Below are 21183 nucleotides of genomic sequence, written 5' to 3'. Positions count from 1 at the left end.
AGGTCAGACGGATCAGGCGCGTTCCGGAACGACCTCGGTGGCCGCAGCAGGAACGCTCGCACCGCTGCCCCTGCCCGCCAGTCGGCACCCCACGCACCCCGGATGCCCGGCCCGCGCCGAGCGGTCCCGGTCCCGCATCCGCCACTCGCCCACCGGCCGCACGCCCGGCGACTTCCCCCACCCCGCGAGATGCAGTGCCCAGGTGACCAGGACGGCGACCGCCAGCACCGCGGTGCCGCCTGCCACCGCAAGGGCCGAGGTCGTGCAGACCCCCAGCCCGAGCACGCAGGACCCGACGGTCGCGATGGCGGTGCCGGTCCAGCCGGCGACGGTGTGTCCCTCGTCGTATGTGCTCACGTCCGAGCCCCCCGTAGAATCGAGAATCCCTCACTCCGTAAGCAGTTTAGACACAAAATATCTCACGAGCTAAGGCAATTCGCGATGCAAGGCACTCCCGGCCCGCCCCGCCCGCCCGCGACCCCCGCCCACATGCTCAAGGAGATGGACCACACCATCGCGACACACCTGCTCAGCCAGCAGGAGATGGCGCGTCGTCTCAACCTGAACGTCACCGACCTCACCTGCTTCGCCTACGTCCTGGAGGCAGGCGAGGACCTGCTCACCGCCGGTGACCTGGCCGAACGCGCCCACGTCACCACGGGCGCCGTCACCGGAATCCTCAACCGCCTCGAACGCGCGGGCTACATCACCCGCCGCCCCGACCCCAACGACCGCCGCCGGGTCCGTGTGGCCGCCGAACCGGCCGCCGTCGCCCGGGCCCACGCCCTCTACGGCCCCTACTACGCCCGCCTGGCCACCCTCATCGCCGACTACTCCCCCGCCGAAGTAGCCGTACTGGCGGACTGGTTCACACGTCAGGGCCGACTGGCCCGGGAGTACATGGCCGAGATCCGCGAGGCGGACAAGTAAGCGGCGGACAAGCAAACAGGCAGGTCAACGGATATTTAAGAAAAGCCGCTCACTGCTGCCGCACCGGCAGAACCACCGCCGACGGACACCCGCGCGCACGCAGCACGACCACCTGGAACCCACCTTCGGCCAACAGCCGTACGGAACCGTCCCCTTGAGCCGCTGAAGGAGATGGAAGGAGATGGAAGGAGATGACTATGCAGGCTCATCGACAACAGCCCCCGACCGCACGCGGCGCAGGACCTCAACACCATCGGGTACGAAGGCCAGTTGTCGGGTCAGCTCCCACAACTCGCCCTCGCTGACCCACCCGTGCCAGGCGATCTCCGCCGGATCGGGAGAGACCTCCTCGGCGATGACAGCTTCGTGAACGCCGAGCCAGTACGGGCTGATGGCGCCCCGGCAAAGGAACTTGAAGGCGAGCCGCACATCCACCCGCACCCCCAGTTCCTCGGCGAGTTCACGAACGGCGGCCTCTTCCCAGCTCTCCCCGACGTCGACGGCGCCGCCCACCAGCCAGTTGTACTGCCCGGGAAACCGCGCGAGCCCGTCGGCCCGCCGATGCACCAGCACCCGCCCGCCCGCATCCCGGCACACAGTGGTGGCGACCCGGTGCAGCCACCCACGCCGAACGGCCTCCCCGCGCTCCACCACCCCGAGGACCTGATCCTGTTCGTCCACCCGTTCAACCAGCTCCACACGCCCCACCGGATCGGCCATGGGCCAACGGTGACACAGAAGAAGACCGAAAAAGGGAAGGAGAAGGGGAAGGAGAAGAGGACGAGAAAGAGGTCAACTCCGCACCGGCTGCCGCCACACCAGCGTGTACCGCCAGAAGAGCCGCCGCCGTACCCGACACCCGGGCAGCACCCGCCGCGCCTCCCTCACCACCTCGGCGAACCCCATCTCCGCCCCGCGCGTCCGCGCGGTCATGGCAACCGGCCGCGCCGCCGGCCGCCCCCGGTTCTTCACCCAGGCCATGACGACGTTCGCCGGAATGGCGGCACCCCCCAGCAAATGATCAACGAGGCTCTCGGCCCGAGACAACCCCACCACGACCAACGTCCCGCCGGGCGCCAGCCGCCGCCGGAAGAGAGTGAGCGCGTCGGCGTACGGAAGGTGGTGGACGACGGCGACGCAGGTGATGACGTCGTACACACCGTCCGGGCCGTCGGGAAGGCCGGTCATCGCGTCCGCAGCGGTGAACGTGATCGGGGCGTCGGGGGAGGTAAGTTCCCGCGCCCGATCGACGATCGCAGGGTCGGAGTCGACACCGAGCACCGACGACGTACTCCGCCCGGCCAGCAGCCGCACCAGGTCGCCGCTGCCACACCCCACGTCCAGCACACGGCCGTACCGCCTCGGCAACTGCCGCATGATCCACGGGTGGTAGTGGGCGTTGTGGTCCCAGGGGTGGGCGGCGTGAAATCGCTCAAGTGCGCGCAGCACGGATGGCGGCAAGATCGTCACACCTGAACGCTAAAGGCCCCCTGGAATTCGCCGCCGACCGGGGGCCTTTGGCCTGTGCGCACTCGGCAGGATTCGAACCCGCAACCTTCTGATCCGTAGGAGCGGGCGGCAGTCGGACCGAAGCTTCGTCTTCGTCAGAACGGATTGCTGACCGTGGTGATCAACAGGCCACATATGCCGCGGTGCTCCGAAGAGTGATGGCCCTGGCCGTCACCTCACCGTCCACGACCAGGACACGCTTCCCTCCTCGATGTCTCCAACAGCCGGCCAGCGGAGCAGGGCCACTGCCCCTGATCGGTATCAAACCGCGAAAGCCAAGCTGCCGGCCCTCCGTGCGGAGGGCCGGCAGCTTGGCGACGTCGCCCGGGTGTGCGGGAGTGATCCTCATGGAGGCTCATCCTCGCTTCGGACGGTCAGACCGTCGATCTCACGGTTCACCCGACCGGTTCGACCGCCGGCCTCGCGTTCCCGCGACGGGCGTAGCCACCGGTCACCGGCCATCAGCCGGCCGGGGTGAATCAGCCGCGGTGGTCGCCAGCGCCGCGGTGGTCGCCGCCGCCGCGGTGGTCGCCGCCGCCGCGGTGGTCGCCGCCGCCGCGGTGGTCGCCGCCGCCGCGGTGGTCGCCGCCGTGGTGGCGGTCACGGCCGCCCCAGGAGCTGTCGTCGACGAAGCGGCCGTGGTCGTTGCGCAGGGTGGCCGTGTCGGAGCGGTTGTCCCAGAACTCGCGGCGACGGTCCTGGAACAGGTCCCGACGACTGTCACGGCCCTCGCCGGTGTGGACGCGGACGGTGGCCCGTCCGTCCAGGCGGTAGTGGTCGAAGGTGTAGGTGTGGCCGTCCTCGTCGGCCAGCGTCCACCCGTCCAGGTTCACGCCGTGGCGGCTGTTGTTGGTGATCTCCACCCACTCCTTGTTGAGGGAGCGGTTCGAGTTGTCATTGCGGCCCGGGGCGTCGTACTGAACATCACTGATCTCCACGTTCGACCGGTGTGAGCGGTGGTCGGCCGCAGACGCCGGCAGCGTCACCGTCCCAACCAGTGCGCCGGCTGCCAGCGCGGCGGCGGCCAGACTGCGGGCGGTTACGATCTTGGAAACAGGCACAGGTTCTCCCTGCTCGGTGCACGCACAACTCCGCCTGTGGCCAGTCGACCGACGGGATGTGCGGTGTGCGAGTGGCGACCGGTCGGCCGCACATCCACACCGTGGACCCGATGTGCCGGAAATGCGGATGAGACGTGAACTACGTTACGAATCATCCACATCACTGCAACTCTCCCATGTATCACCCATCTATGAACCGTATGCACCAATTTGACGCCTTGGTGCGACGGCGGCCCATACGCCCGTTGCCCCCGGACATTCGCCACTCCTGCCACGCCACCCCACCAACGCATGCGACGCCACCCGAAAGTGAGTAACAAGCGCCGCCCAGCCGACGCCTCAAGACAGGCCGGCTGCCACCCCCCGTTGATCACGCGGCATCTCGGCACACCAGCCCACCCCTCACCCCGGGGCACTGCCGCCAACGCAAAAACCAGAGGCCCCGTGGATTCCTCCACGGGGCCTCTGGTCTGCTGTGCACTCGGCAGGATTCGAACCTGCAACCTTCTGATCCGTAGTCAGATGCTCTATCCGTTAAGCTACGAGTGCTTGTGTTTTCTGTTGTGTTTGCTCTTCCTTCCGGGCTTTTCGACCCGGTCGGCGTTGCGGGAACAACATTACATGACTGGCGGCGTGCAGTGAAATCCGTTTGCCGCACCCTGCCTGACCTGCGAAAACGACCGAAGCCCCGGTCATTGGCGACCAGGGCTTCGGGATGAGGTGCGGAGGCGGAGGGATTTGAACCCTCGATGGGATGTAAGTCCCAAACCGCATTAGCAGTGCGGCGCCATAGACCGGACTAGGCGACGCCTCCAGCACAACCGCCCGCGCGAGCGCGAGTGGTGCGTGCAGATGATGACACAGACGAGCGCGGTGTCACCAATCGCCTCCCACGGTACTAGGCAGGCGGGGCGCAGGGCAAAGCCGTTGTTCCTGCCGATGCCGCGTGATGCCGTCTGTGCTGCCCGGTGACCCGTCGGCCCGCCGGTCCGGCTCGCGCAACGTCCTTGGGCGTCAGGCGTTAGTCAGGTCATGTTCAAGGTCATCTCGCATGCCACTCATGCCCCTCATGCCGCCCGCGCCGCCCGCTCCCACGCCACCCTTCCCCCCGGCGCCCTCCGTCGCCTCGTGTTCGCCGCCACCGCCGGCGTCTCCCTCGCCGCCGCCTCCTTCTCCGCCGCGCCCGCGGCCGCCTACGCCGACGAGGCTCCCCAGACCCGCCCCCTCACGCCACTCACGCCCTTCGCACCCCTCCTCGCTCCCATGGGACGCGCCTCCGACCACCTCACCGTCACCGTCCGCCGCACCGGCGGGCGTGGGGACGGGCGGTTCGAGCTGGCCTGTCATCCCGGGAGCGGGAGTCATCCCGACGTCGAGGGGGCCTGTGGGTCGCTCGACCGGGGGGCTCGGTGGGGGAAGGATCCGTTCGCCCCCGTCTCCCCCGACAGCATCTGCACGATGATGTACGGGGGTCCGGCGACCGCTCATGTGACCGGGAACTGGGCCGGGCGTCCTGTCGACGCCACTTTCGACCGCAGCAACGGGTGCCAGATGGCGCGCTGGGACCGGCTCGTACCGCTGCTTCCTGATCTTCGGTGAGCCGCCCGACCAGCAGAACAACGCCCCCAAGGGCCCTCACGCCACAGGCACAGTGGCCCCGTACCGCATAAGTAGTGTGAAAGGCGCCGTCACAGCCTCTCTGTCACTTCGTCGTGCGACCTCCCTCTCATCCGGCGTCGCGAGCGCAACCACTGCCCTTAGACTCCCTCGCGTGACACGTTGCGGGACGGTTGGCAAGATGGCGCCCGCGGTCGGCAAGGTGCGGTAACAGGGAGGAAGCGTCTCGTGAGCAGCAGGCCATCCCGAGGCGCTGCTCGCCTCGCAGCCATACTCGATGCGCTTCCCGATGCGTTGGTGCTGGTCAACGCCAATGGGACCGTCGTCAACGCCAATACGATCGCCCTCGCGGCCTTCGAGACGCCGGGCACCGCCCTCGTCGGGCGCGGGCTGCTCGATCTGCTGCCGCAGTTCGACTCGCGGCTGATCCCCGGCACCATGCGGCGCCCCGATTCCATGGACCCGCACGGGCAGACCAAGCCGACCCGGATGATCGCCCGGCGGACGGACGGGAGCGAGTTTCCCGTCGAGGTCACCAGTGCGAATCTTGAGAACGGCCAGCAGGCGTACGACAGCTACGGCTACGCCAATGACGAGCTGCTCATGCTCGTCGTACGCGATCTGTCCGGCACCGTCGACACCGAGGCCGAACTCGCGCGTTCGCAACGTCAGACCGAGATGATCCTGCGTGCCGCCGCAGAAGGAGTCGTCGGGACGGACACCGAGGGGCGGGTTGTACTCGTCAATCCCGCCGCCGCTCAGATACTGGGTTACCGGGCCAGCGACCTCGGCGGGCGCGAGCTCCACACGCTCGTCCTGCACTCGCGCGCCGACGGCGAGCCCTTCCCGTACGGCGAGTCCCCGCTCGCCGACACCCTGCGGTCCGGACGCAAGCACCGGGTGCGCGGGCAGGTGCTGTGGTCCAAGAGCGGGGACCAGGTCTCCGTCGACCTGACGACCGCGCCCGTCCGGGACGGCGACCAGCTCGTGGGCGCCGTGATGACCTTCACCGACCGGCGTCCGTACGACTCCCTCGCCGAGGAGAAGGACGCCGCCGACAAGCTGCACCAGGAGGAGCTGGAGCGGGCCGCCGAGGAGCACGCGTCCGAGCTCACCGCCCTGCGCCAGCAGCACGTCACCGAGATCGAGCGGCTGCGCGAGGAGCACGAGGAGGAACTCGCCGCCGGTGAGGACCGGTACGCGGCCCTCGCGGAGCGCGAGAAGGACCGGTACGAGGCCCTGGCAGGCCGACAGGAGCAGCTGCTCGTGCTGCTCGGCCGTTCCCTGCGCGGCCCCCTCGACGAGCTGCGCCGCGAACTGGCCGCCCTCGCCGCCGACGACGCCGGGCAGCTGTGGCCCGAGGCCAACCAGGTGCTGCATCATCTGTCGGCCGGTTACTCGCGCATCACCACATTGGTCGACAACGTCCTGTCCTACCAGCGGCTCGACACGGGCGTCGACTCCGTCACCCGTACGAAGGTGATGCTCGACGCGGTCGTCGCCGCCGGGGTCGACGGGGCCGTCGAACTGATCGGGCCCGGGCGCGTCCAGTTCGCCGTGCACGCGCCGCCGATCGAGGCCGAGGTCGACCCGCAGCGCCTGGCCACCGCCCTCGCGCATCTCGTCGCGGACGTCGCCGGCGTCGACGCGACCGGCAACTCGCCCGCCTCCGCGGGCGGTTACATGGACAACACGGTGGTCGTGGCCGCCGCGCAGCGCGGAGAGGTCGTACGGATCGAGGTGCGCGGGCCGTATCCCGGGGGAGACCCGGTGCACGAGCCGATCGTGCGCGGGATCGTGCGAGCCCACGGCGGCGTGCTCCAGACGCACGAGGTGCCGGGCATGAGCGGCAGTGCGTACGTCCTTGAGGTGCCCATCGGGGGCGGGGCCGGCGCGGTGGTGGCCGAGGTCGGGGTCGAGGACGCGGAGACGGGTGTGGGCGCCGAGCTCGCCGTGCCCGAGCAGGTCGTGGACAACCAGGTCGTGGACAACAACGGCGACGGTGGTGTCAGCGGGCGGCGCCGGGCCCGGCGGTCCTCCGTGGACGCCTTCCTGGAGGGCGACGTTCCGGAGGACGCCGCCGAGGCCGAGGTCGAGGCCGATGTCGAGTCCGGTGCCTCCGGGAGCGAGGCGGTCGCGCCCACCGGACGGCGCCGGAGGCGGGCGGTCGAGGAGGCCGCCGCCGCTTCGGGCCCCGCTCCTCAACCCTCCGCCGATGGAGACAGCGGTACCGGGCGCCGGCGTGGCCGGCCCAGCCCCGTCGAAGGTGTTGACGCGGGTGCGGGCGACGATGGCGGCGTCTCCGAAGGCGCCGTCGTCATGGCGGGCGAACACGGTGCGGGCACCGCTGCCGCGGGGACCGGTCTGGGCGGGACGGTGCCGCCCCAGGGTGTGCCCGGCGCTCCGGCCCGGCGCGCCGGAGGCGAGCAGCACGCGTTGCCTCCCGCCCTTCCCGCGGCTCCTTCGGGGGCCGCAGGTGCGGAGGGCGCCGCTGACGACAGCGCGGGCGGGCAGCCGACCGGGCGCCGGCGCCGGGCCCTCGCGGCTGCGGCCGAGCGCGGCAACGCGCAAGAGACGGGCCCCCGTCCGGTGTTCGCCCTGCCCCCGGCCGAGGCCGACCGGACAGACCAGGGCGCCGCCGAGGCGCCCGCCGGGCCTGTCGGCGACCGGTTCGACGACGGTGGCCGTCATGACGGGCTCATGCACGATCCCGACGACGACCACACCCCGCCCCAGCCTCACCCGACGTCCACCCCGACCGGCCGCCGCCGTGCGCGCCAGGCCCCGGAACAGCCGGGGACCGTACCGCCGGGCGGGATTCCCGGACAGGCGGTTCCCGCACAGGCTCCCGTGCAGGCAACGGTCGCCCAGGCCGCCGCTGGTCCGCAGGGAGGCGTTCCGGGGCAGGGGCAGGCCGTGCCCGCACAGGGCATGCCTGGACAGGCCGCTCCTGCGGCTCAAATCGCGCAGGTCGCGCAGCCCATGCCCGGTCAACCTGTCCCGGCGCAGGGCATCCAGGGTCAGCAGGTTCCCCAACAGGCCCTGCAGCAGGCCCCTCAGCCCGTTTCCCAGCAGGTTCCGGCGCAGGGTACGGCGCCCCAGCCCGCCCTCGCCCAGGGCCTCGCCCCCGGCCAGGCGATCCCGGCCCAGGCCGCCCCCGTTGCCCAGCCCCAGCCCTGGCCCGCCGCCGACGACGAAACCCCGGATGTCGGCACCCACAACCTGAACGGGAACGCCCCGGCCGTCGCTCCTGCCCCCCTCCCCGCGCCCCAGGCGGCAGCCACCCCGCTCCCTCCTGAGCGTGTCGCGCCGCCCCGGCTCGGGCAGGCCCTGGCTGCCGAGGCCGCCGGCGCGCCGGTCGACCCGAACTCGACGCAGGGGCGCGCGATCAGTGTGCGGACGCTCGGGCAGGGAGTGCCGTTCAGTCGGCAGGCGGCGCAGGTCCAGACGCCGGGCCAGCCGCAGCCCGCGACGCCTCCGAACGGCACCAACGGCTCGAACGGCTCCGGTCGCCGCCGCAAGCTCGGTACCCGCCCGGAGCCCGCCGCCGGCCAGCCGGAGACGGCCGCCCGTCCCCACCCGCAGGTGGGTCAGGCCGCCACCGCCACGCCTCCGGCGGCACAGACCGCGCCCACCGCACCGGCCCCGGCCCAGCCCTCCTTGGCCGGACAGGCCCCCCTGCCCGGTCAGCCCTCCCTCGCCGGCCAGGTACCGCTCGCCCAAGTGCCGTTGCCCGCGCAGCCCTCGCTCGCAGGGCAGACACAGCTCGCCCCGGGTGCTCCGCGACTGCCCGGGTTCACCGAGGGGGCCGGCCGCTCGTACGCCATAGGAGCACCGGACGAGAACGCCGACGAAGGGCCGGAGCCGCTCGACGGGCCCGGCGGGGCCGTCGAGGTCTCCGACCAGCCGCAGCCGCGGCCGATGGACGACGAGCTGCCGCCGGAGCCGCTGGACAATCCGCGTCGGCTGCTGGTGTGGCCCGCGCCGGACGTCACCACGCAGCAGGCGCTCAGCGACCGTGGGTACCGGCCCGTCATCGTGCACTCGCGCGAGGAGGTCAACGCCCAGATCGCGGCCTTCCCGGCGGCGCTGTTCGTCGATCCGCTGACCGGACCGATCACCCGGACCGCCCTCCAGTCGCTGCGCCAGGCCGCCGTGGCCGCCGAGGTGCCGGTGCTGGTGACGGCTGGACTCGGGCAGGCGACGCGTGAGGCGGCGTACGGCGCCGATCCCGCCGTACTCCTGAAAGCGCTCGCGCCGCGTGACAGTGACCAGCATCCGCCGCGGGTGCTGCTCATCGAGGAGCATGCGGAGATCGCGCTCGCACTCACCGCGACGCTGGAGAGGCGCGGGATGCAGGTCGCGCGGGCCGCAAGTGACGCCGACGCGGTCACGCTGGCCTCACAGTTGCGGCCGAACCTCGTGGTCATGGACCTGCTTCAGGTGCGGCGCCGCAGGGCCGGCATCGTGGACTGGCTGAGGGCGAACGGGCAGTTGAACCGCACTCCGCTGGTCGTCTACACGGCCGCCGTCGATCAGGCCGACCTGCCGAGGCTCGCTTCGGGGGAGACGGTGCTGTTCCTCGCCGAGCGGTCCACCAGTACCGAGGTGCAGAGCCGTATCGTCGATCTGCTCGCGCGTATCGGTACCAACTGAGCGGGGCTATCGACACATTCGGTACGAGGGTCGGGGCAGTGTTTCACGTGAAACATTGCCCCGACCCATAGGTCAGCCCACGGCGGCCGTCAGAGCTTGGTGACGTCCAGCTCGCCCTCCGCGTACTGCTTGCGGAGGACCTTCTTGTCGAACTTGCCGACGCTCGTCTTCGGTACGGACGCGATGATCGTCCAGCGCTCCGGGAGCTGCCACTTGGCGATCTTTCCCTCGACGGCGAGGAAGGCGCGCAGGGACTCGAAGTCGGCGGTGGAGCCCTCCGACAGCACGACTGTGGCCAGTGGGCGTTCGCCCCACTTGTCGTCGGGGACGGCCACGACGGCCGCCTCCATGACGTCCGGGTGGGCCATGAGGGCGTTCTCCAGGTCGACGGAGGAGATCCACTCGCCGCCGGACTTGATGACGTCCTTGGCGCGGTCGGTGAGCGTCAGGAAGCCGTCGGGGCTGATGGTGCCCACGTCGCCCGTCTTGAGCCAGCCGTCCTCGCTGAACTTGTCAGCGGGGCGCAGGGGTTCACCGTCGGGGCCGTTGTAGTAGGCGCCCGCGATCCATGGGCCGCGCACCTCCAGCTCGCCGGCCGATTCGCCGTCCCAGGGGAGCCGTTCGCCACCGGGGCCGCTCAGCCGGGCCTCGACGCTCGTCGGGAAGCGGCCCTGCGTGAGGCGGTATGCGAACTCCTCCTCCGTGCCCACCACACGGGCCGGCGGGCGGGCGATCGTGCCGAGCGGGGAGGTCTCCGTCATGCCCCAGGCGTGACAGACGCGCATGCCCAGCTTGTCGAAGGCCGCCATGAGGGAGGGCGGGCAGGCGGCGCCGCCGATGGTGACCTGGGTGAGGGACGAGACGTCCCGGGGGTTCGCGGTGAGCTCCGCGAGCAGGCCCTGCCAGATGGTGGGGACGGCGGCAGCGTGCGTCGGCCGTTCCTTCTCGATCATCTCGGCGAGCGGGGCGGGCTGCAGGAACCGGTCCGGCATCAGCATGTTGACGCCGGTCATGAAGGTCGCATGGGGCAGTCCCCACGCGTTCACATGGAACTGGGGGACCACGATGAGGGAGGTGTCCTGGTCGGTCAGGCCCATGGACTGGGCCATGTTGACCTGCATGGAGTGCAGGTAGATGGAGCGGTGGCTGTAGACCACGCCCTTGGGGTCACCCGTCGTGCCGGAGGTGTAACACATGGCCGCGGCCGTACGTTCGTCCAGCTCGGGCCAGTCGTAGCCGGTCGGCTTCCCGGCGATGAGGTCCTCGTACTCGTGCACCTGGGCGTGCGACCCGGCGAGGGCGGAACGGTCACCGGGGCCGGAGATCACGACGTGCTCGACCGTCTTGAGGTGCGGGAGCAGCGGGGCGAGCAGCGGCAGCAGCGAGCCGTTCGTGATGACCACCTTGTCGGCGGCGTGGCTGACGATCCAGGCCAACTGCTCGGGGGGCAGACGCAGATTGAGGGTGTGCAGGACCGCGCCCATGGAGGGGATCGCGAAGTAGGCCTCGACGTGCTCGGGGTTGTTCCACATCAAAGTGGCCACGCGGTCGTCGCCGGTGACGCCCAGGTCGTCGCGCAGGGCATGTGCGAGCTGTGCCGTCCGGGCCCCGATCTCGGCGAAGGAGCGGCGCCGCGGTTCGGCCTCACCGGTCCAGGTGATGACCTGCGAGTCGCCGTGGATCGCCGACCCATGGGTCAGGATCCTTGAGATCAGCAGCGGTACGTCCTGCATGGTGCTCAGCACGGCGTCCTCCCGGGGCTTCATTGCCTACTCGGTGGTAAAGGTTGTGCTGATTCTGCGCACATACCGAGCGGTACGTCACTAGGAGAGAGTGATCGATCAGATCACGTCCCGCCTCGGGAACTACCGGGGATCACCACAGGTTCCCACACGGGAACCAAAGGGCGGAGCTGTCGGCGGACCTGCCGGAACTACCGGGCGAGCACCAGCTCGGGATCCTCGCGCAGTTTGCCCAGCGCCCGCGAGACAGCCGACTTGACCGTGCCCACCGACACCCCGAGCACCTCGGCCGTCTGAACCTCGCTCAGATCCTCGTAGTACCGCAGTACCACCATCGCGCGCTGCCGCGCCGGCAGCTTCATGATCGCGCGCCACATCGCGTCGTGCAGCACCTGGTGTTCCGCCGGATCGCCGACCGGCGTCCCCTCGGGCTCCGGCAGTTCGTCGCAGACGAACTCGTCGACCTTCCGCTTCCGCCACTGCGACGTCCGCGTGTTCAGGAGCGCCCGGCGGACATAGCCGTCGAGCGCACGGTGGTCCTCGATCCGCTCCCAGGCGACGTACGTCTTGGTGAGCGCGGTCTGCAGCAGGTCCTCCGCATCGCTCGGGTTCGCGGTCAGCGACCGGGCGGTGCGCAACAGCACCGGGCGGCGGGCCTTCACGTACGACGAGAACGACGGGTACGAGGTATACGACGCGAACGACAGGGTCTGCGTCGCCGGCGTAGCCGCGTTCGAAGCGCTGGTGCAGACGAGTGTGGTCATGGCTCTACGCTAGGTTCGACCCCTACTCGGGCGGATCGGCCGCAGGTCCCGAAGCCGCGTCCCCCTCAGGTTGTAGGAAGGGGGCTGTCTCCACCTCCTGAAGGTGGAGACAGGGTACGGGGCTATAGGGGTTCGACCCTGAGGGGTCGTACGGGGGTAGTACGGAGGCTGCTCCTCCAGTAGTAGGGGCAGCCGCGGGCTCAGCGGCCGACCGACCGGGCGCGCTCATCCGGCGGCCTCCAGTACCAACCCCGAGGTCGGCACCCCAGTACCCGCCGTGACCAGCACCCTTTCCACGCCCGGCACCTGGTTCACGGAGGATCCGCGAAGCTGCCGTACCGCCTCCGCGATGCCGTTCATGCCGTGCAGGTACGCCTCCCCGAGCTGACCCCCGTGCGTGTTCAGGGGCAGCCCCTCGGCCGCGACGAACTCCGCCGCCTCACCCGGGGCGCAGAAACCGAACTCTTCCAACTGCATCAGCACGAACGGTGTGAAGTGGTCGTACAGGATGGCGACGTCGATGTCGGACGGGCCCACGCCTGCGGTCCGCCACAACTGCCGGGCCACCACGCCCATCTCGGGGAGTCCGGTGAGGTCGTCGCGGTAGAAGCTGGTCATCTGTTCCTGGGCGCGGCCCGCGCCTTGGGCCGCCGCCGCGACGACGGCGGACGGGTGCCGCAGGTCGCGCGCCCGTTCGACGGAGGTGACGACGACCGCCTGGCCGCCGTCCGTCTCCTGGCAGCAGTCCAGCAGCCGCAGCGGCTCGGCGATCCAGCGCGAGGCCGCGTGGTCGGCGAGGGTGATGGGCCGGCCGTGGAACCAGGCGGCCGGATTGGTCGCCGCGTACTTCCGGCCACGGACGGCGACCTGCCCGAACGCCTCCGCCGACAGTCCGTACGTGTGCAGGTACCGCTGCGCCGCCATCGCCACCCAGGAGGCGGGCGTGAGCAGCCCGAACGGCAGCGACCAGCCGAGCGCGACCCCTTCGGCCGACGGCTCCCGCCGCTGCACCCCCGACCCGAACCGCCGCCCCGACCGCTCGTTGAACGCCCGGTAGCACACGACGACCTCGGCCACCCCGGCCGCGACGGCGAGCGCGGCCTGCTGCACGGTCGCACAGGCGGCGCCACCGCCGTAGTGGACCCGGGAGAAGAAGGACAGCTCCCCGATACCGGCGGCCTGCGCGACGGTGATCTCCGGGCTGGTGTCCATCGTGAACGTGACCATGCCGTCCACGTCGGCGGGCGTAAGCCCGGCGTCGTCGAGCGCGGCCCGCACCGCCTCCACGGCCAGCCGCAGCTCGCTGCGCCCCGAGTCCTTGGAGAACTCGGTGGCCCCGATGCCGACGATCGCCGTACGGCCGCCGAGAGCGTCGCGCGCGTGCAGGGTCACGGGGTGCCTCCCGAAGCCGAGGGGAGTACCGAGACGGTCACCGTTCCGGACACGTGCCGGCCGATCCCGTTCGCCCCGAGGACGCGTACGACGGCCGTGTCACCGTCGAGCTCCTCAATGCGGCCGGTCAACACCATGGTGTCGCCGGGGTAGTTGGGGGCACCGAGGCGGATGGCGAGCCTGCGCAGGACGGCAGCGGGCCCGAAGCAGTCGGTGACGTAGCGTCCCACCAGCCCGTTCGTGGTGAGGATGTTCATGAAGATGTCGGGGGAGCCCTTCGCCAGCGCCAGCTCGGCGTCGTGGTGGACATCCTGGAAGTCGCGGGACGCGATCGCGCCTGCGACGATCAGCGTGCGGGTGATCGCGATCTCCAGCGGCGGCAGCTCGTCCCCGGCCCTCATCCGCCCACCTCCGCGGGCAGGTCGCCCCGGAACACCGGAAGCGCCGACTGCCCCTCCTCGTACCGCACGAACTCCAGCCGCACGGGCATCCCGATCCGCACCTTGTCATAGGGCACGCCGACCACGTTGCTGATGATCCGCACCCCCTCAGCGAGCTCGATCAGCCCGACCGCGTAGGGCGGGTCGAAGGCCGGGAAGGGCGGGTGGTGCAGGACGACGTACGAGTAGACGGTGCCGTCGCCGCACGCCTCGACGGTGTCCCAGTCGCCGCTGCCGCAGGCGTTGCAGCCCGGCAGCCAGGGAAATCGGAGGGTGCGGCACCCGAGGCAGCGTTGGATGAGGAGCCGGTGGCGGTCGACACCTTCCCAGAATCCGGCGTTGTCACGGTTGATGACCGGCCGGGGGCGCGTGGGGGTGGCCTGGGGTTTCTGCCCCGCAGGCGTCTCAGGGGCGCGCGAGGGAGCGTACTTGCGTACCGGCGCGTACTTGAGGATCCGGAACCGATGGGTGCCCACCGGCTCACCGTCCACTCGTACATCCGTCCGGGTCGTGACGAAGTACCCGGTGCCGAGCTTGGTGGTCTTGGGCCCGGAGACGGACTCGACGACCGAGTCGAAGGTGACCCGGTCCCCCGGCCGCAGGGGCCGCAGATACTCCTGCTCGCAGTCGGTGGCGACGACCGAGGTGCAGCCCGCGCCGTCGAGCAGGGCGAGCAGTTCGTCGTACGCGGCCGAGCGGCCCGGATTCCCGGAGAGGCCGCCCATGGTCCACACCTGGAGCATGGCGGGCGGCGCGACGGCGTCCGGCCCGGCGTACGCCGCACTGGTGTCGCCCAGCGCCTCGCACCAGTGCCGGATCATCGGCTCGTTGACGGGATCCTTGCCGACACCGCCGACCACGGCGGGGCGCCCTTCGAACGCGGCGAGCCGCTCGGCGAGTTGATCACCGGGCGGATCATCAGGTCGACGGCCGGGCCGATGACTGGCCCGATGACTGGGTAGGTGACTCACAGTTTCTGACTGTCCGTCAGATACTGGAGAGTGTCAAGGGTACGAAAACGTCTGCGGGCACGTCTGCGCGGCGGCACGAAATACGTGCCGCCGCGCAGACGCATTACCACCCCATGAAGCGCTCCCCACAAGGGAGTTCAGGACCGCCGGGGACCCACACCCCCGCCGGCCCACGGCTCACCAGAGGTTGGTGAAGTTGACGACGGCGTTGGACTGGTCGATGGCCGTGAAGGCGGAACCATTGACCTGCGCGGTGTTGTTCTGGTTCGAGGCACCGGAGCCGACCGCCTGCTGCTGCGAGGTGGACGAGTTGCCGTTGTTGTCACCGGCCACACCACTGCCGATGACGCTGGCGACGGCCGCGTTCGATCCGTCGTCCGCGAAGGCGCCGCTGTCGGCCGCCGCGACGCCGCCGAACAGCGCGGCGGCGAGGGGCAGGGCCGAAACGGCGGCGAGAACGCGGGCGGTACGGCTGCTTGCCATGTCTGTTCCTCCAGAACATGTACGCCCCGGCTCCGTGCCGGACCGTACGAAGTACGTGTGGTGCGTAGCGCGTATTGCGTAGTGCTTGGTGCTTGGTTCGTGATGCGTGATGCGTGAACTACCTCCGACTCCAAGGCAGTTGGTCACCGCCTCGGTGCTGTGTCACCGCCGCGCACTGCGCCGCGAGATCAGAGTTGCCCACCGAATCCCCGGCGAACCACCCCGGAACCGTTTATTCCCCCTGAAGCGTGACGACAAGTCGATAAACCCTCTCCACATCACTGAAGCCGCAGGTCAGGACGATAGGGGTGATTCACGCCAAGCCGCCACCGGGACATCCCAGGGGACACAAGGACCGAAGCGTTCCCGCACATTTCCAGCCATTCCGTCAGGACGACCCCGGCGGGCCGCGCACCCTTCCCTTTTTCGAACATGCGTACGAAAATGGAGCCATGGCCACCACAGACCGGCAGGCCACGACGCTGGCCCTCGCCCACGCCCTCTCAGCCGCCGAGCGCGGCCTGGCCGTCATCCCCCTGTCCCGGACGAAACTCCCGGCCCTGCGCTCCCCCCACCGCGACGACCCCGCCCCCTGCCACGGCGAGTGCGGAGGCATGGGCCACGGCGTGTACGACGCCTCTACCGACCCGTCCCGCATCCGTGAACTCTTCGCCGCCGCCCCCTGGGCCACCGGCTACGGCATCGCCTGCGGCCTGCCCCCGCACCACCTCATCGGCATCGACCTGGACACCAAGTCGAGCACGGACTCCTCCGCGGCCCTTCGCGAACTGGCTCTGCGCCACCTCTTCACGATCCCCGAGACGGTCGTCGTCCTGACCCCGTCCGGCGGCCGCCATCTCTGGCTGACCGGCCCCCCGGACGCCGTCGTCCCCAACTCGGCGAGCAGGCTGGCCCCCGGTATCGACATCAGAGGGGCCGGCGGCTACCTGGTCGGCCCCGGCTCCCGCACCGAACACGGCGTCTACGGCACGGCCCCCGGCACGGCCCACCTGACCCCGGCCCCCTGCCCACCGTCCCTCCTGCGCCTCCTCCTGCCCCCGCCCCGCACACACCGCTCCGCGTCCCCCGCATCGGGCGAACACGGCCAGGGCCTGGTCCACTTCGTCCTCGCGGCCCACGAGGGCCAACGCAACACCCGCCTCTTCTGGGCAGCCTGCCGCGCTTACGAGAACGGCCTCGGGCCCGCCCTACTGGCCCCCTTGGTCGAAGCGGCCGTCCAGACGGGGCTGACGGAACGGGAAGCACGGGCGACTGTGGCATCGGCAGCACGGATGACGGGGTGGCGGGGGTGAACCGCCGGGCTCGGGCTGCGGGCCTGCAGGCCCGCGGGGCCCAACACACAGGAGGGGCGCCCCGGTGTCGGGGCGCCCCTCTGATCAGCAGTCGATCCAGTAGAGAATCGGGCAGCACCGCCCGAGCGGCGGAGCCGGCCCGCGTCGTGGCGACGTGTTACGGCCCGTAGCACTGCGGGACGCCGGGCAGCCAGTTGTCCGGGTGCGAGATGTAGTAGCTCGCCATCCACCCGTCGAAGCCCCGGGTCCGGTTCTCCACGAAGACCCAGTACGGGTTGCCGCCGACCGTCTCACCCCGCGTCTGGCACGTCACTTCGAGCTGGTCGCCCGGCTGCGCCTTGCCGATCACCCGCGGGCAGTTGCCGGGCGAGGGGAACTCGGGGCAGCGGAAGCCCGGGGCCGAGTCCTTGCGGACGTTCACATCCGTCGCCCAGGTGGTGAACACCGAGCCCGCGGGCCGCTGTTCGGCAGTCGCCTGGGCGGGCGCAGCGCCCACCGTCATGGCGAGCGCGCACAGCACCGCCGCCGCGCCGCCCAGTCGGGCGCCGCGCCTCGCTGACTTGTTCAACATGTCGTCCCCTTCGGACCGTTCGGACGCGTGCCCGTCTCGGGCTCGTGGTCGGTCAGGTGCGTTGCCCGCACCACCGGGTGGACGGGCGCACACGCCGCGCCGTATGAGGACGGGGCGAAGAGACATTTGCTGCCGGGACGGTCATACACCGAGGCGCCGAGTTCCGTCTGTGAGGCGGAAACGGATGCCACCGGGCCGCGAGCGACGAGCCCGGTTCTGGCCTGACGAGGAGTCCACCATGTTCAAGCGCAATGCCCGTCTCACCGCCGCCGGTCTCGCGGTCGGTACCGCCTTCACCCTGTTCGGCGGGGCCGGTGCCTCCCAGGCAGCCCCCAGCACCTCCCAGCCGGCTCCCAGCACCGTCCAGTCCTCCTCGATCCTGCAGCCGAACAGCAACATCAGGACCGGACCCGGTACGTCGTACAGGATCCTCAACACCAGCGGGCCGGAAGGAGCCCCCGGAGTGGTGAAGTGCTACGGGCGCGGTGAACGCGTCACGGCTGGCGGTTACACCACGGACGTCTGGTACCAGGTCAATGTCCAGTTCACCGGACATTCGTACTACTTCGTGTGGGCCTGGGGCGGCAACGTCAACGTCGGCGCCGACCCCGCCCCCGGCGTCGAGGTCTGCCCCTCCTAACCTCACCCCGTCACGCACTTCGCGCACTTCGCTACAGCAGGGTCCTCGATCCCTTCGGCTGTCGAGCTCGGACTGTGTTGGTCAACCGCGCGGCACTCGCCGCGCCGTTTGCGTTGCCCGTGCGCACAACGCAGCACGGGCGTTCCATCCTCCTGGAGGTGTTCTCCTGGGCGGCGGTGAACCTCTCACGGCCCGAAGTCCGCAAGGATCGGCACTGGTTTGACCTGGGGGTCGGGCTGGACTGGGCCAGTGAACAGCTTCAAGGGCGGATCTACGAGATTGACGGTGAGGACGGCACCGCCGAGCGGTAGAGCAGCAATGCCAAGCCGTACTGGCGGTCAGGCGGATACATGACGCCGTAGCCACGCTTGACGGGGAGGAGCGGTCCGAACCTCAACTGGCGAGCAACTCCGGCCTTCCGTTCACCGTGCAACCAAGGCGGTTCCGCGAACAGCTCTGGGGAGTTTCAGGGCTCTGACCGGAATTGCGGGAAGCCCAGCCCGGGTGGCCGCCTTCGTTGGTCGCTCGCGGGCCGCGATTCTATTCTGACCGGGTGACGAAGCTGGAGGGGAACCTGGTGCCGCGTCGCAGCGCGCGCGTGGTGTTGCTGGACGACGCCAATCGGCTACTGCTGTTCTCCGCCGTGAACGAGGTGGAGCGTTCCGTCCGATGGTTCACCCCTGGAGGCGGGCTCAAGCAGGGCGAAAGCCACGAGCAGGCGGCCCTACGGGAGTTGCGGGAGGAGACCGGGCTGATGAATGTCTCGCTGGGTCCGGAGGTCTGGCGAGGGCGTCCGTGGACAGCGGTCCGGGGCGACGTCGCCTATGAGGTTCGCCAGCGTTACTACATGGCTCGGGTTCCTGCGTTCGAGGTCGATACCTCGGCTTTCAAAGAGATCGAGAAGGCCGCGATCAGCGGGCACCGCTGGTGGACCGCAACAGAGCTGGCCGCGACCTCGGACGTGCTGCGGCCAGCTGAGCTGCCGGAACTACTGGCGTCCTTGCTGACGGACGGCCCACCGAACCGGCCGATCACGGTGGCCGGCTGAGCGTTGCTCCCAGAGAAGAGCGCGACCTTGCAGGGCCCCAGCGCGGCGTGGACCGTCGTCCACGCCTGGTCCACACGCACTGATCAACAACGCGACAGAGCCGCGTCAAGGTGAGACACCCACATGCAGAAGGGGCGCCCCTCACCGAGGGACACCCCATCTGACCTGCACACTCTCCGACCTGGCGGAAGCGGTGAGATTCGAACTCACGGTGACATCGCTGCCACGACGGTTTTCAAGACCGTTCCCTTAGGCCGCTCGGGCACGCTTCCCCGCGCCGGGCGTGATCAGCTCGGCGCGGGACAAGAGTAACGGGTCCTCGCGTGCACGTGTGGGTCAGCTGTCGCCCTCGCGGGAGCCCAGGGTCAGTTCGACCGTCTTTGCCTTGCCGTCGCGTTCGTAGGTGATCTGGACCTTGTCGCCGGGCTTGTGGGTCCAGATCTCGCCGATCAGGGTCGGGCCGCTGTCGATCACATGGTCGTCGAGCTTGGTGATGACGTCGCCGGGCTTCAGGCCCGCCGCAGCCGCCGGGCCGCCCGCCTCGACGGGGGCGGTGGTGTCCGTGGTCTTCTGGCTGATCTGCGCACCGCCCGTGCCCTCGGTCAGGGTGACCGAGGCGCCGATCTTCGCGTAGACCGGCTTGCCGGTCTTGATCAGCTGCTGGGCGACGTACTTCGCCTGGTTGATCGGGATGGCGAAGCCCAGGCCGATCGAGCCGGACTGGCCGGTGCCCAGGCCACCGCTGCTGGAGGACTGGATCGCCGAGTTGATGCCGATGACGTTGCCCGACGCGTCGAGCAGCGGGCCACCGGAGTTGCCCGGGTTGATCGACGCGTCCGTCTGCAGGGCGCTCATGTACGACGGCTTGCTGGTGGTGCCGCCGTCGCTGGAGGCCACCGGGCGGTTCTTGGAGCTGATGATGCCCGTGGTCACCGTGTTGGAGAGGCCGAAGGGGGCACCGATCGCGATCGTCGAGTCGCCCACGGCCACCTTGTCGGAGTCGCCGAGGGTGAGCGGCTGGAGGTCCGACGGAGCGTTCTTGAGCTTGATGACCGCCACGTCGTAGCCCTGCGCGTGGCCGACGACCTCGGCGTCGTACTTCCTGCCGTCGGGAAAGGTGGCCGTCAGCTTGCCGCCGTCGACCGCGTCCGCGACGACGTGGTTGTTGGTGACGATGTGGCCCTGGGTGTCGAAGACGAAGCCCGTCCCGGTGCCGCCCTCACCGCTGGAGCTCTCGGCCTCGATGGTGACCGTGCTCGGCAGCGCCTTGGCGGCCACGCCCGCGACGGTGCCCGCGTCCCGCTTGAGGTCGCCGCCGCTCTGCTGCGCGGCGGAGACGGTCGTCGACGTGGTGGACTCGTCGTTGCCCTTGGCCAGCGTGTAGCCGAGGCCGCCGCCCAGGCCGCCCGCGACCAGCGCGGCCACCAGCACCGCCGCGAACAGCCCGCCGCGCCCGGACTTCGGCTTCGGCTGCTGGTCGTACGTTGCGCCCCAGGGCGGGTGCGCGTCGCCGCCGCCTCCGCCGTCCATGTACGACGGTGTCGCCGGCGGCTGGGGCGGCGGCCAGGCGGCCGCCCCGGGGCCAGGACCGGCGCCCTGGGGCGTCTCGGGGGCTCCCGCCGACGCGTACGCCGGTACCTGACCCGCGTGCGCCAGTTCCGGCTCCGGTGCGCCCGGGGCGCTCGGAGGTACCGGCGGGAGCGGAGTCGTCTGGGCCTCGGGCGCGGTGGCCTGCGGGGAGGCAGCAGGAGATTCCACCGGCACGGGAGGTGCGGACGGGGCCGGGGGTACCGCAGTGCCCTCGTTCTCGGTGCTCACAGCTCTTTCTCCTCGATCCACGGCTGTCCTTCTCGGTCGCACTCGGTCACGTCCGATCACATGCGTGTACCCGTTTACACGGGTACACGGTCGGTACGTTTCAGCTGTGCGTGTCCTTTTGTATGCCGTCAGCTTTTCCCACAGGCCGTCAGGGCACCATAAGCGGTACCTGTGGGTCCGGGGCCATCCTTTATATCTGACAAATCACACACCATGAATGGCCGTTAC

19 protein-coding genes and 3 tRNA genes are annotated in these 21183 nt (G+C 70.2%); 7 read left to right on the top strand and 15 right to left on the bottom strand.

Translation table 11 applies throughout. The annotated features are described in order from the left end of the window. Positions 1 to 12 precede the first annotated feature (12 nt). Positions 13 to 357 carry an HGxxPAAW family protein gene (locus tag OG734_RS23545; RefSeq protein ID WP_330289488.1) on the bottom strand — a complete coding sequence of 115 codons (345 nt, stop codon included), beginning with the start codon at positions 355 to 357 and terminating at the stop codon, positions 13 to 15. Positions 358 to 441: 84 nt separating this feature from the next. Between OG734_RS23545 and OG734_RS23540 the strand changes: the two genes are divergently transcribed. After that, positions 442 to 930: a MarR family transcriptional regulator gene (locus OG734_RS23540; RefSeq protein WP_330289487.1), complete on the top strand. Its 489-nt coding sequence runs from the start codon at positions 442 to 444 to the stop codon at positions 928 to 930. A 195-nt stretch (positions 931 to 1125) separates the two neighbouring features. Here the strand turns inward: OG734_RS23540 and OG734_RS23535 are convergent, their stop codons facing one another. From OG734_RS23535 to OG734_RS23515, 5 genes are all read right to left on the bottom strand, one after another. Beyond that, positions 1126 to 1650 carry an NUDIX hydrolase gene (locus tag OG734_RS23535; protein ID WP_330289486.1) on the bottom strand — a complete coding sequence of 175 codons (525 nt, stop codon included), beginning with the start codon at positions 1648 to 1650 and terminating at the stop codon, positions 1126 to 1128. A 72-nt stretch (positions 1651 to 1722) separates the two neighbouring features. Next, positions 1723 to 2400 carry a class I SAM-dependent methyltransferase gene (locus OG734_RS23530; protein WP_330289485.1) on the bottom strand — a complete coding sequence of 226 codons (678 nt, stop codon included), beginning with the start codon at positions 2398 to 2400 and terminating at the stop codon, positions 1723 to 1725. Between the two features lie 518 nt (positions 2401 to 2918). Next, positions 2919 to 3500: a lamin tail domain-containing protein gene (locus OG734_RS23525; protein ID WP_330289484.1), complete on the bottom strand. Its 582-nt coding sequence runs from the start codon at positions 3498 to 3500 to the stop codon at positions 2919 to 2921. Positions 3501 to 3976: 476 nt separating this feature from the next. Next, positions 3977 to 4049: transfer RNA gene (locus OG734_RS23520), tRNA-Arg, on the bottom strand. Between the two features lie 174 nt (positions 4050 to 4223). Next, positions 4224 to 4314, bottom strand: a tRNA-Ser gene (locus tag OG734_RS23515). A gap of 218 nt (positions 4315 to 4532) precedes the next feature. Here OG734_RS23515 and OG734_RS23510 point away from each other — a divergent pair. Beyond that, on the top strand, positions 4533 to 5099 hold the full coding sequence (locus tag OG734_RS23510) for an SSI family serine proteinase inhibitor (RefSeq protein ID WP_330289483.1): 567 nt from the start codon (positions 4533 to 4535) through the stop codon (positions 5097 to 5099). Between the two features lie 246 nt (positions 5100 to 5345). Continuing rightward, positions 5346 to 9773, top strand: a complete 4428-nt coding sequence (locus OG734_RS23505) for a PAS domain-containing protein (RefSeq protein ID WP_330289482.1) — start codon at positions 5346 to 5348, stop codon at positions 9771 to 9773. A gap of 89 nt (positions 9774 to 9862) precedes the next feature. Here OG734_RS23505 and OG734_RS23500 read toward each other — a convergent pair whose 3' ends face one another. The 6 genes from OG734_RS23500 to OG734_RS23475 form a co-directional block, all read right to left on the bottom strand. After that, positions 9863 to 11539, bottom strand: a complete 1677-nt coding sequence (locus OG734_RS23500) for a long-chain fatty acid--CoA ligase (protein ID WP_330289481.1) — start codon at positions 11537 to 11539, stop codon at positions 9863 to 9865. 167 nt (positions 11540 to 11706) lie between these two features. Then, a complete protein-coding gene (locus OG734_RS23495) occupies positions 11707 to 12279 on the bottom strand; it encodes a SigE family RNA polymerase sigma factor (protein WP_319213259.1) in 573 nt (190 codons plus the stop codon). Positions 12280 to 12504: 225 nt separating this feature from the next. Next, complete coding sequence (locus OG734_RS23490; RefSeq protein ID WP_330289480.1) at positions 12505 to 13671, bottom strand: lipid-transfer protein; 1167 nt, start codon at positions 13669 to 13671, stop codon at positions 12505 to 12507. Next, positions 13668 to 14072 carry a MaoC family dehydratase gene (locus OG734_RS23485; protein ID WP_330289479.1) on the bottom strand — a complete coding sequence of 135 codons (405 nt, stop codon included), beginning with the start codon at positions 14070 to 14072 and terminating at the stop codon, positions 13668 to 13670. Before OG734_RS23485 ends, OG734_RS23490 begins: the two co-directional genes overlap by 4 nt. Then, complete coding sequence (locus OG734_RS23480; protein ID WP_443064898.1) at positions 14069 to 15082, bottom strand: bifunctional MaoC family dehydratase N-terminal/OB-fold nucleic acid binding domain-containing protein; 1014 nt, start codon at positions 15080 to 15082, stop codon at positions 14069 to 14071. Before OG734_RS23480 ends, OG734_RS23485 begins: the two co-directional genes overlap by 4 nt. 177 nt (positions 15083 to 15259) lie before the next feature. Next, a complete protein-coding gene (locus tag OG734_RS23475; RefSeq protein WP_330289478.1) occupies positions 15260 to 15565 on the bottom strand; it encodes a hypothetical protein in 306 nt (101 codons plus the stop codon). Between the two features lie 452 nt (positions 15566 to 16017). On the opposite strand from OG734_RS23475, the gene OG734_RS23470 reads away from it, so the two are divergent. Continuing rightward, positions 16018 to 16878, top strand: coding sequence for a bifunctional DNA primase/polymerase (locus OG734_RS23470; protein WP_330289477.1), 861 nt, complete (start codon positions 16018 to 16020; stop codon positions 16876 to 16878). Positions 16879 to 17035: 157 nt separating this feature from the next. On the opposite strand, the gene OG734_RS23465 is transcribed toward OG734_RS23470, so the two are convergent. Then, the gene (locus tag OG734_RS23465; protein ID WP_330289476.1) at positions 17036 to 17449 is read right to left on the bottom strand and encodes an SH3 domain-containing protein; all 414 of its coding nucleotides are present in this window, start codon (positions 17447 to 17449) and stop codon (positions 17036 to 17038) included. A gap of 238 nt (positions 17450 to 17687) precedes the next feature. On the opposite strand from OG734_RS23465, the gene OG734_RS23460 reads away from it, so the two are divergent. The 3 genes from OG734_RS23460 to OG734_RS23450 all read left to right on the top strand — a co-directional run bounded on the left by OG734_RS23460 (position 17688) and on the right by OG734_RS23450 (position 19137). Continuing rightward, the gene (locus OG734_RS23460; RefSeq protein WP_330289475.1) at positions 17688 to 18089 is read left to right on the top strand and encodes a hypothetical protein; all 402 of its coding nucleotides are present in this window, start codon (positions 17688 to 17690) and stop codon (positions 18087 to 18089) included. A 74-nt stretch (positions 18090 to 18163) separates the two neighbouring features. Next, the gene (locus tag OG734_RS23455; RefSeq protein WP_330289474.1) at positions 18164 to 18400 is read left to right on the top strand and encodes a hypothetical protein; all 237 of its coding nucleotides are present in this window, start codon (positions 18164 to 18166) and stop codon (positions 18398 to 18400) included. A 242-nt stretch (positions 18401 to 18642) separates the two neighbouring features. Then, positions 18643 to 19137: an NUDIX hydrolase gene (locus OG734_RS23450; protein ID WP_330289473.1), complete on the top strand. Its 495-nt coding sequence runs from the start codon at positions 18643 to 18645 to the stop codon at positions 19135 to 19137. 182 nt (positions 19138 to 19319) lie between these two features. On the opposite strand, the gene OG734_RS23445 is transcribed toward OG734_RS23450, so the two are convergent. Then, positions 19320 to 19409 (bottom strand) — tRNA-Ser (locus tag OG734_RS23445). Positions 19410 to 19473: 64 nt separating this feature from the next. Then, positions 19474 to 20955 (bottom strand): S1C family serine protease, encoded by a 1482-nt coding sequence (locus tag OG734_RS23440; RefSeq protein ID WP_330289472.1) that lies wholly within the window; start codon positions 20953 to 20955, stop codon positions 19474 to 19476. Positions 20956 to 21183: the final 228 nt, after the last annotated feature.

This window comes from Streptomyces sp. NBC_00576, assembly GCF_036345175.1.
In the GTDB taxonomy this organism is placed as follows: Bacteria; Actinomycetota; Actinomycetes; order Streptomycetales; family Streptomycetaceae; genus Streptomyces.
Note: the sequence above shows the minus strand (reverse complement) of the source record. Positions and strands in the feature narration are given on the sequence as shown.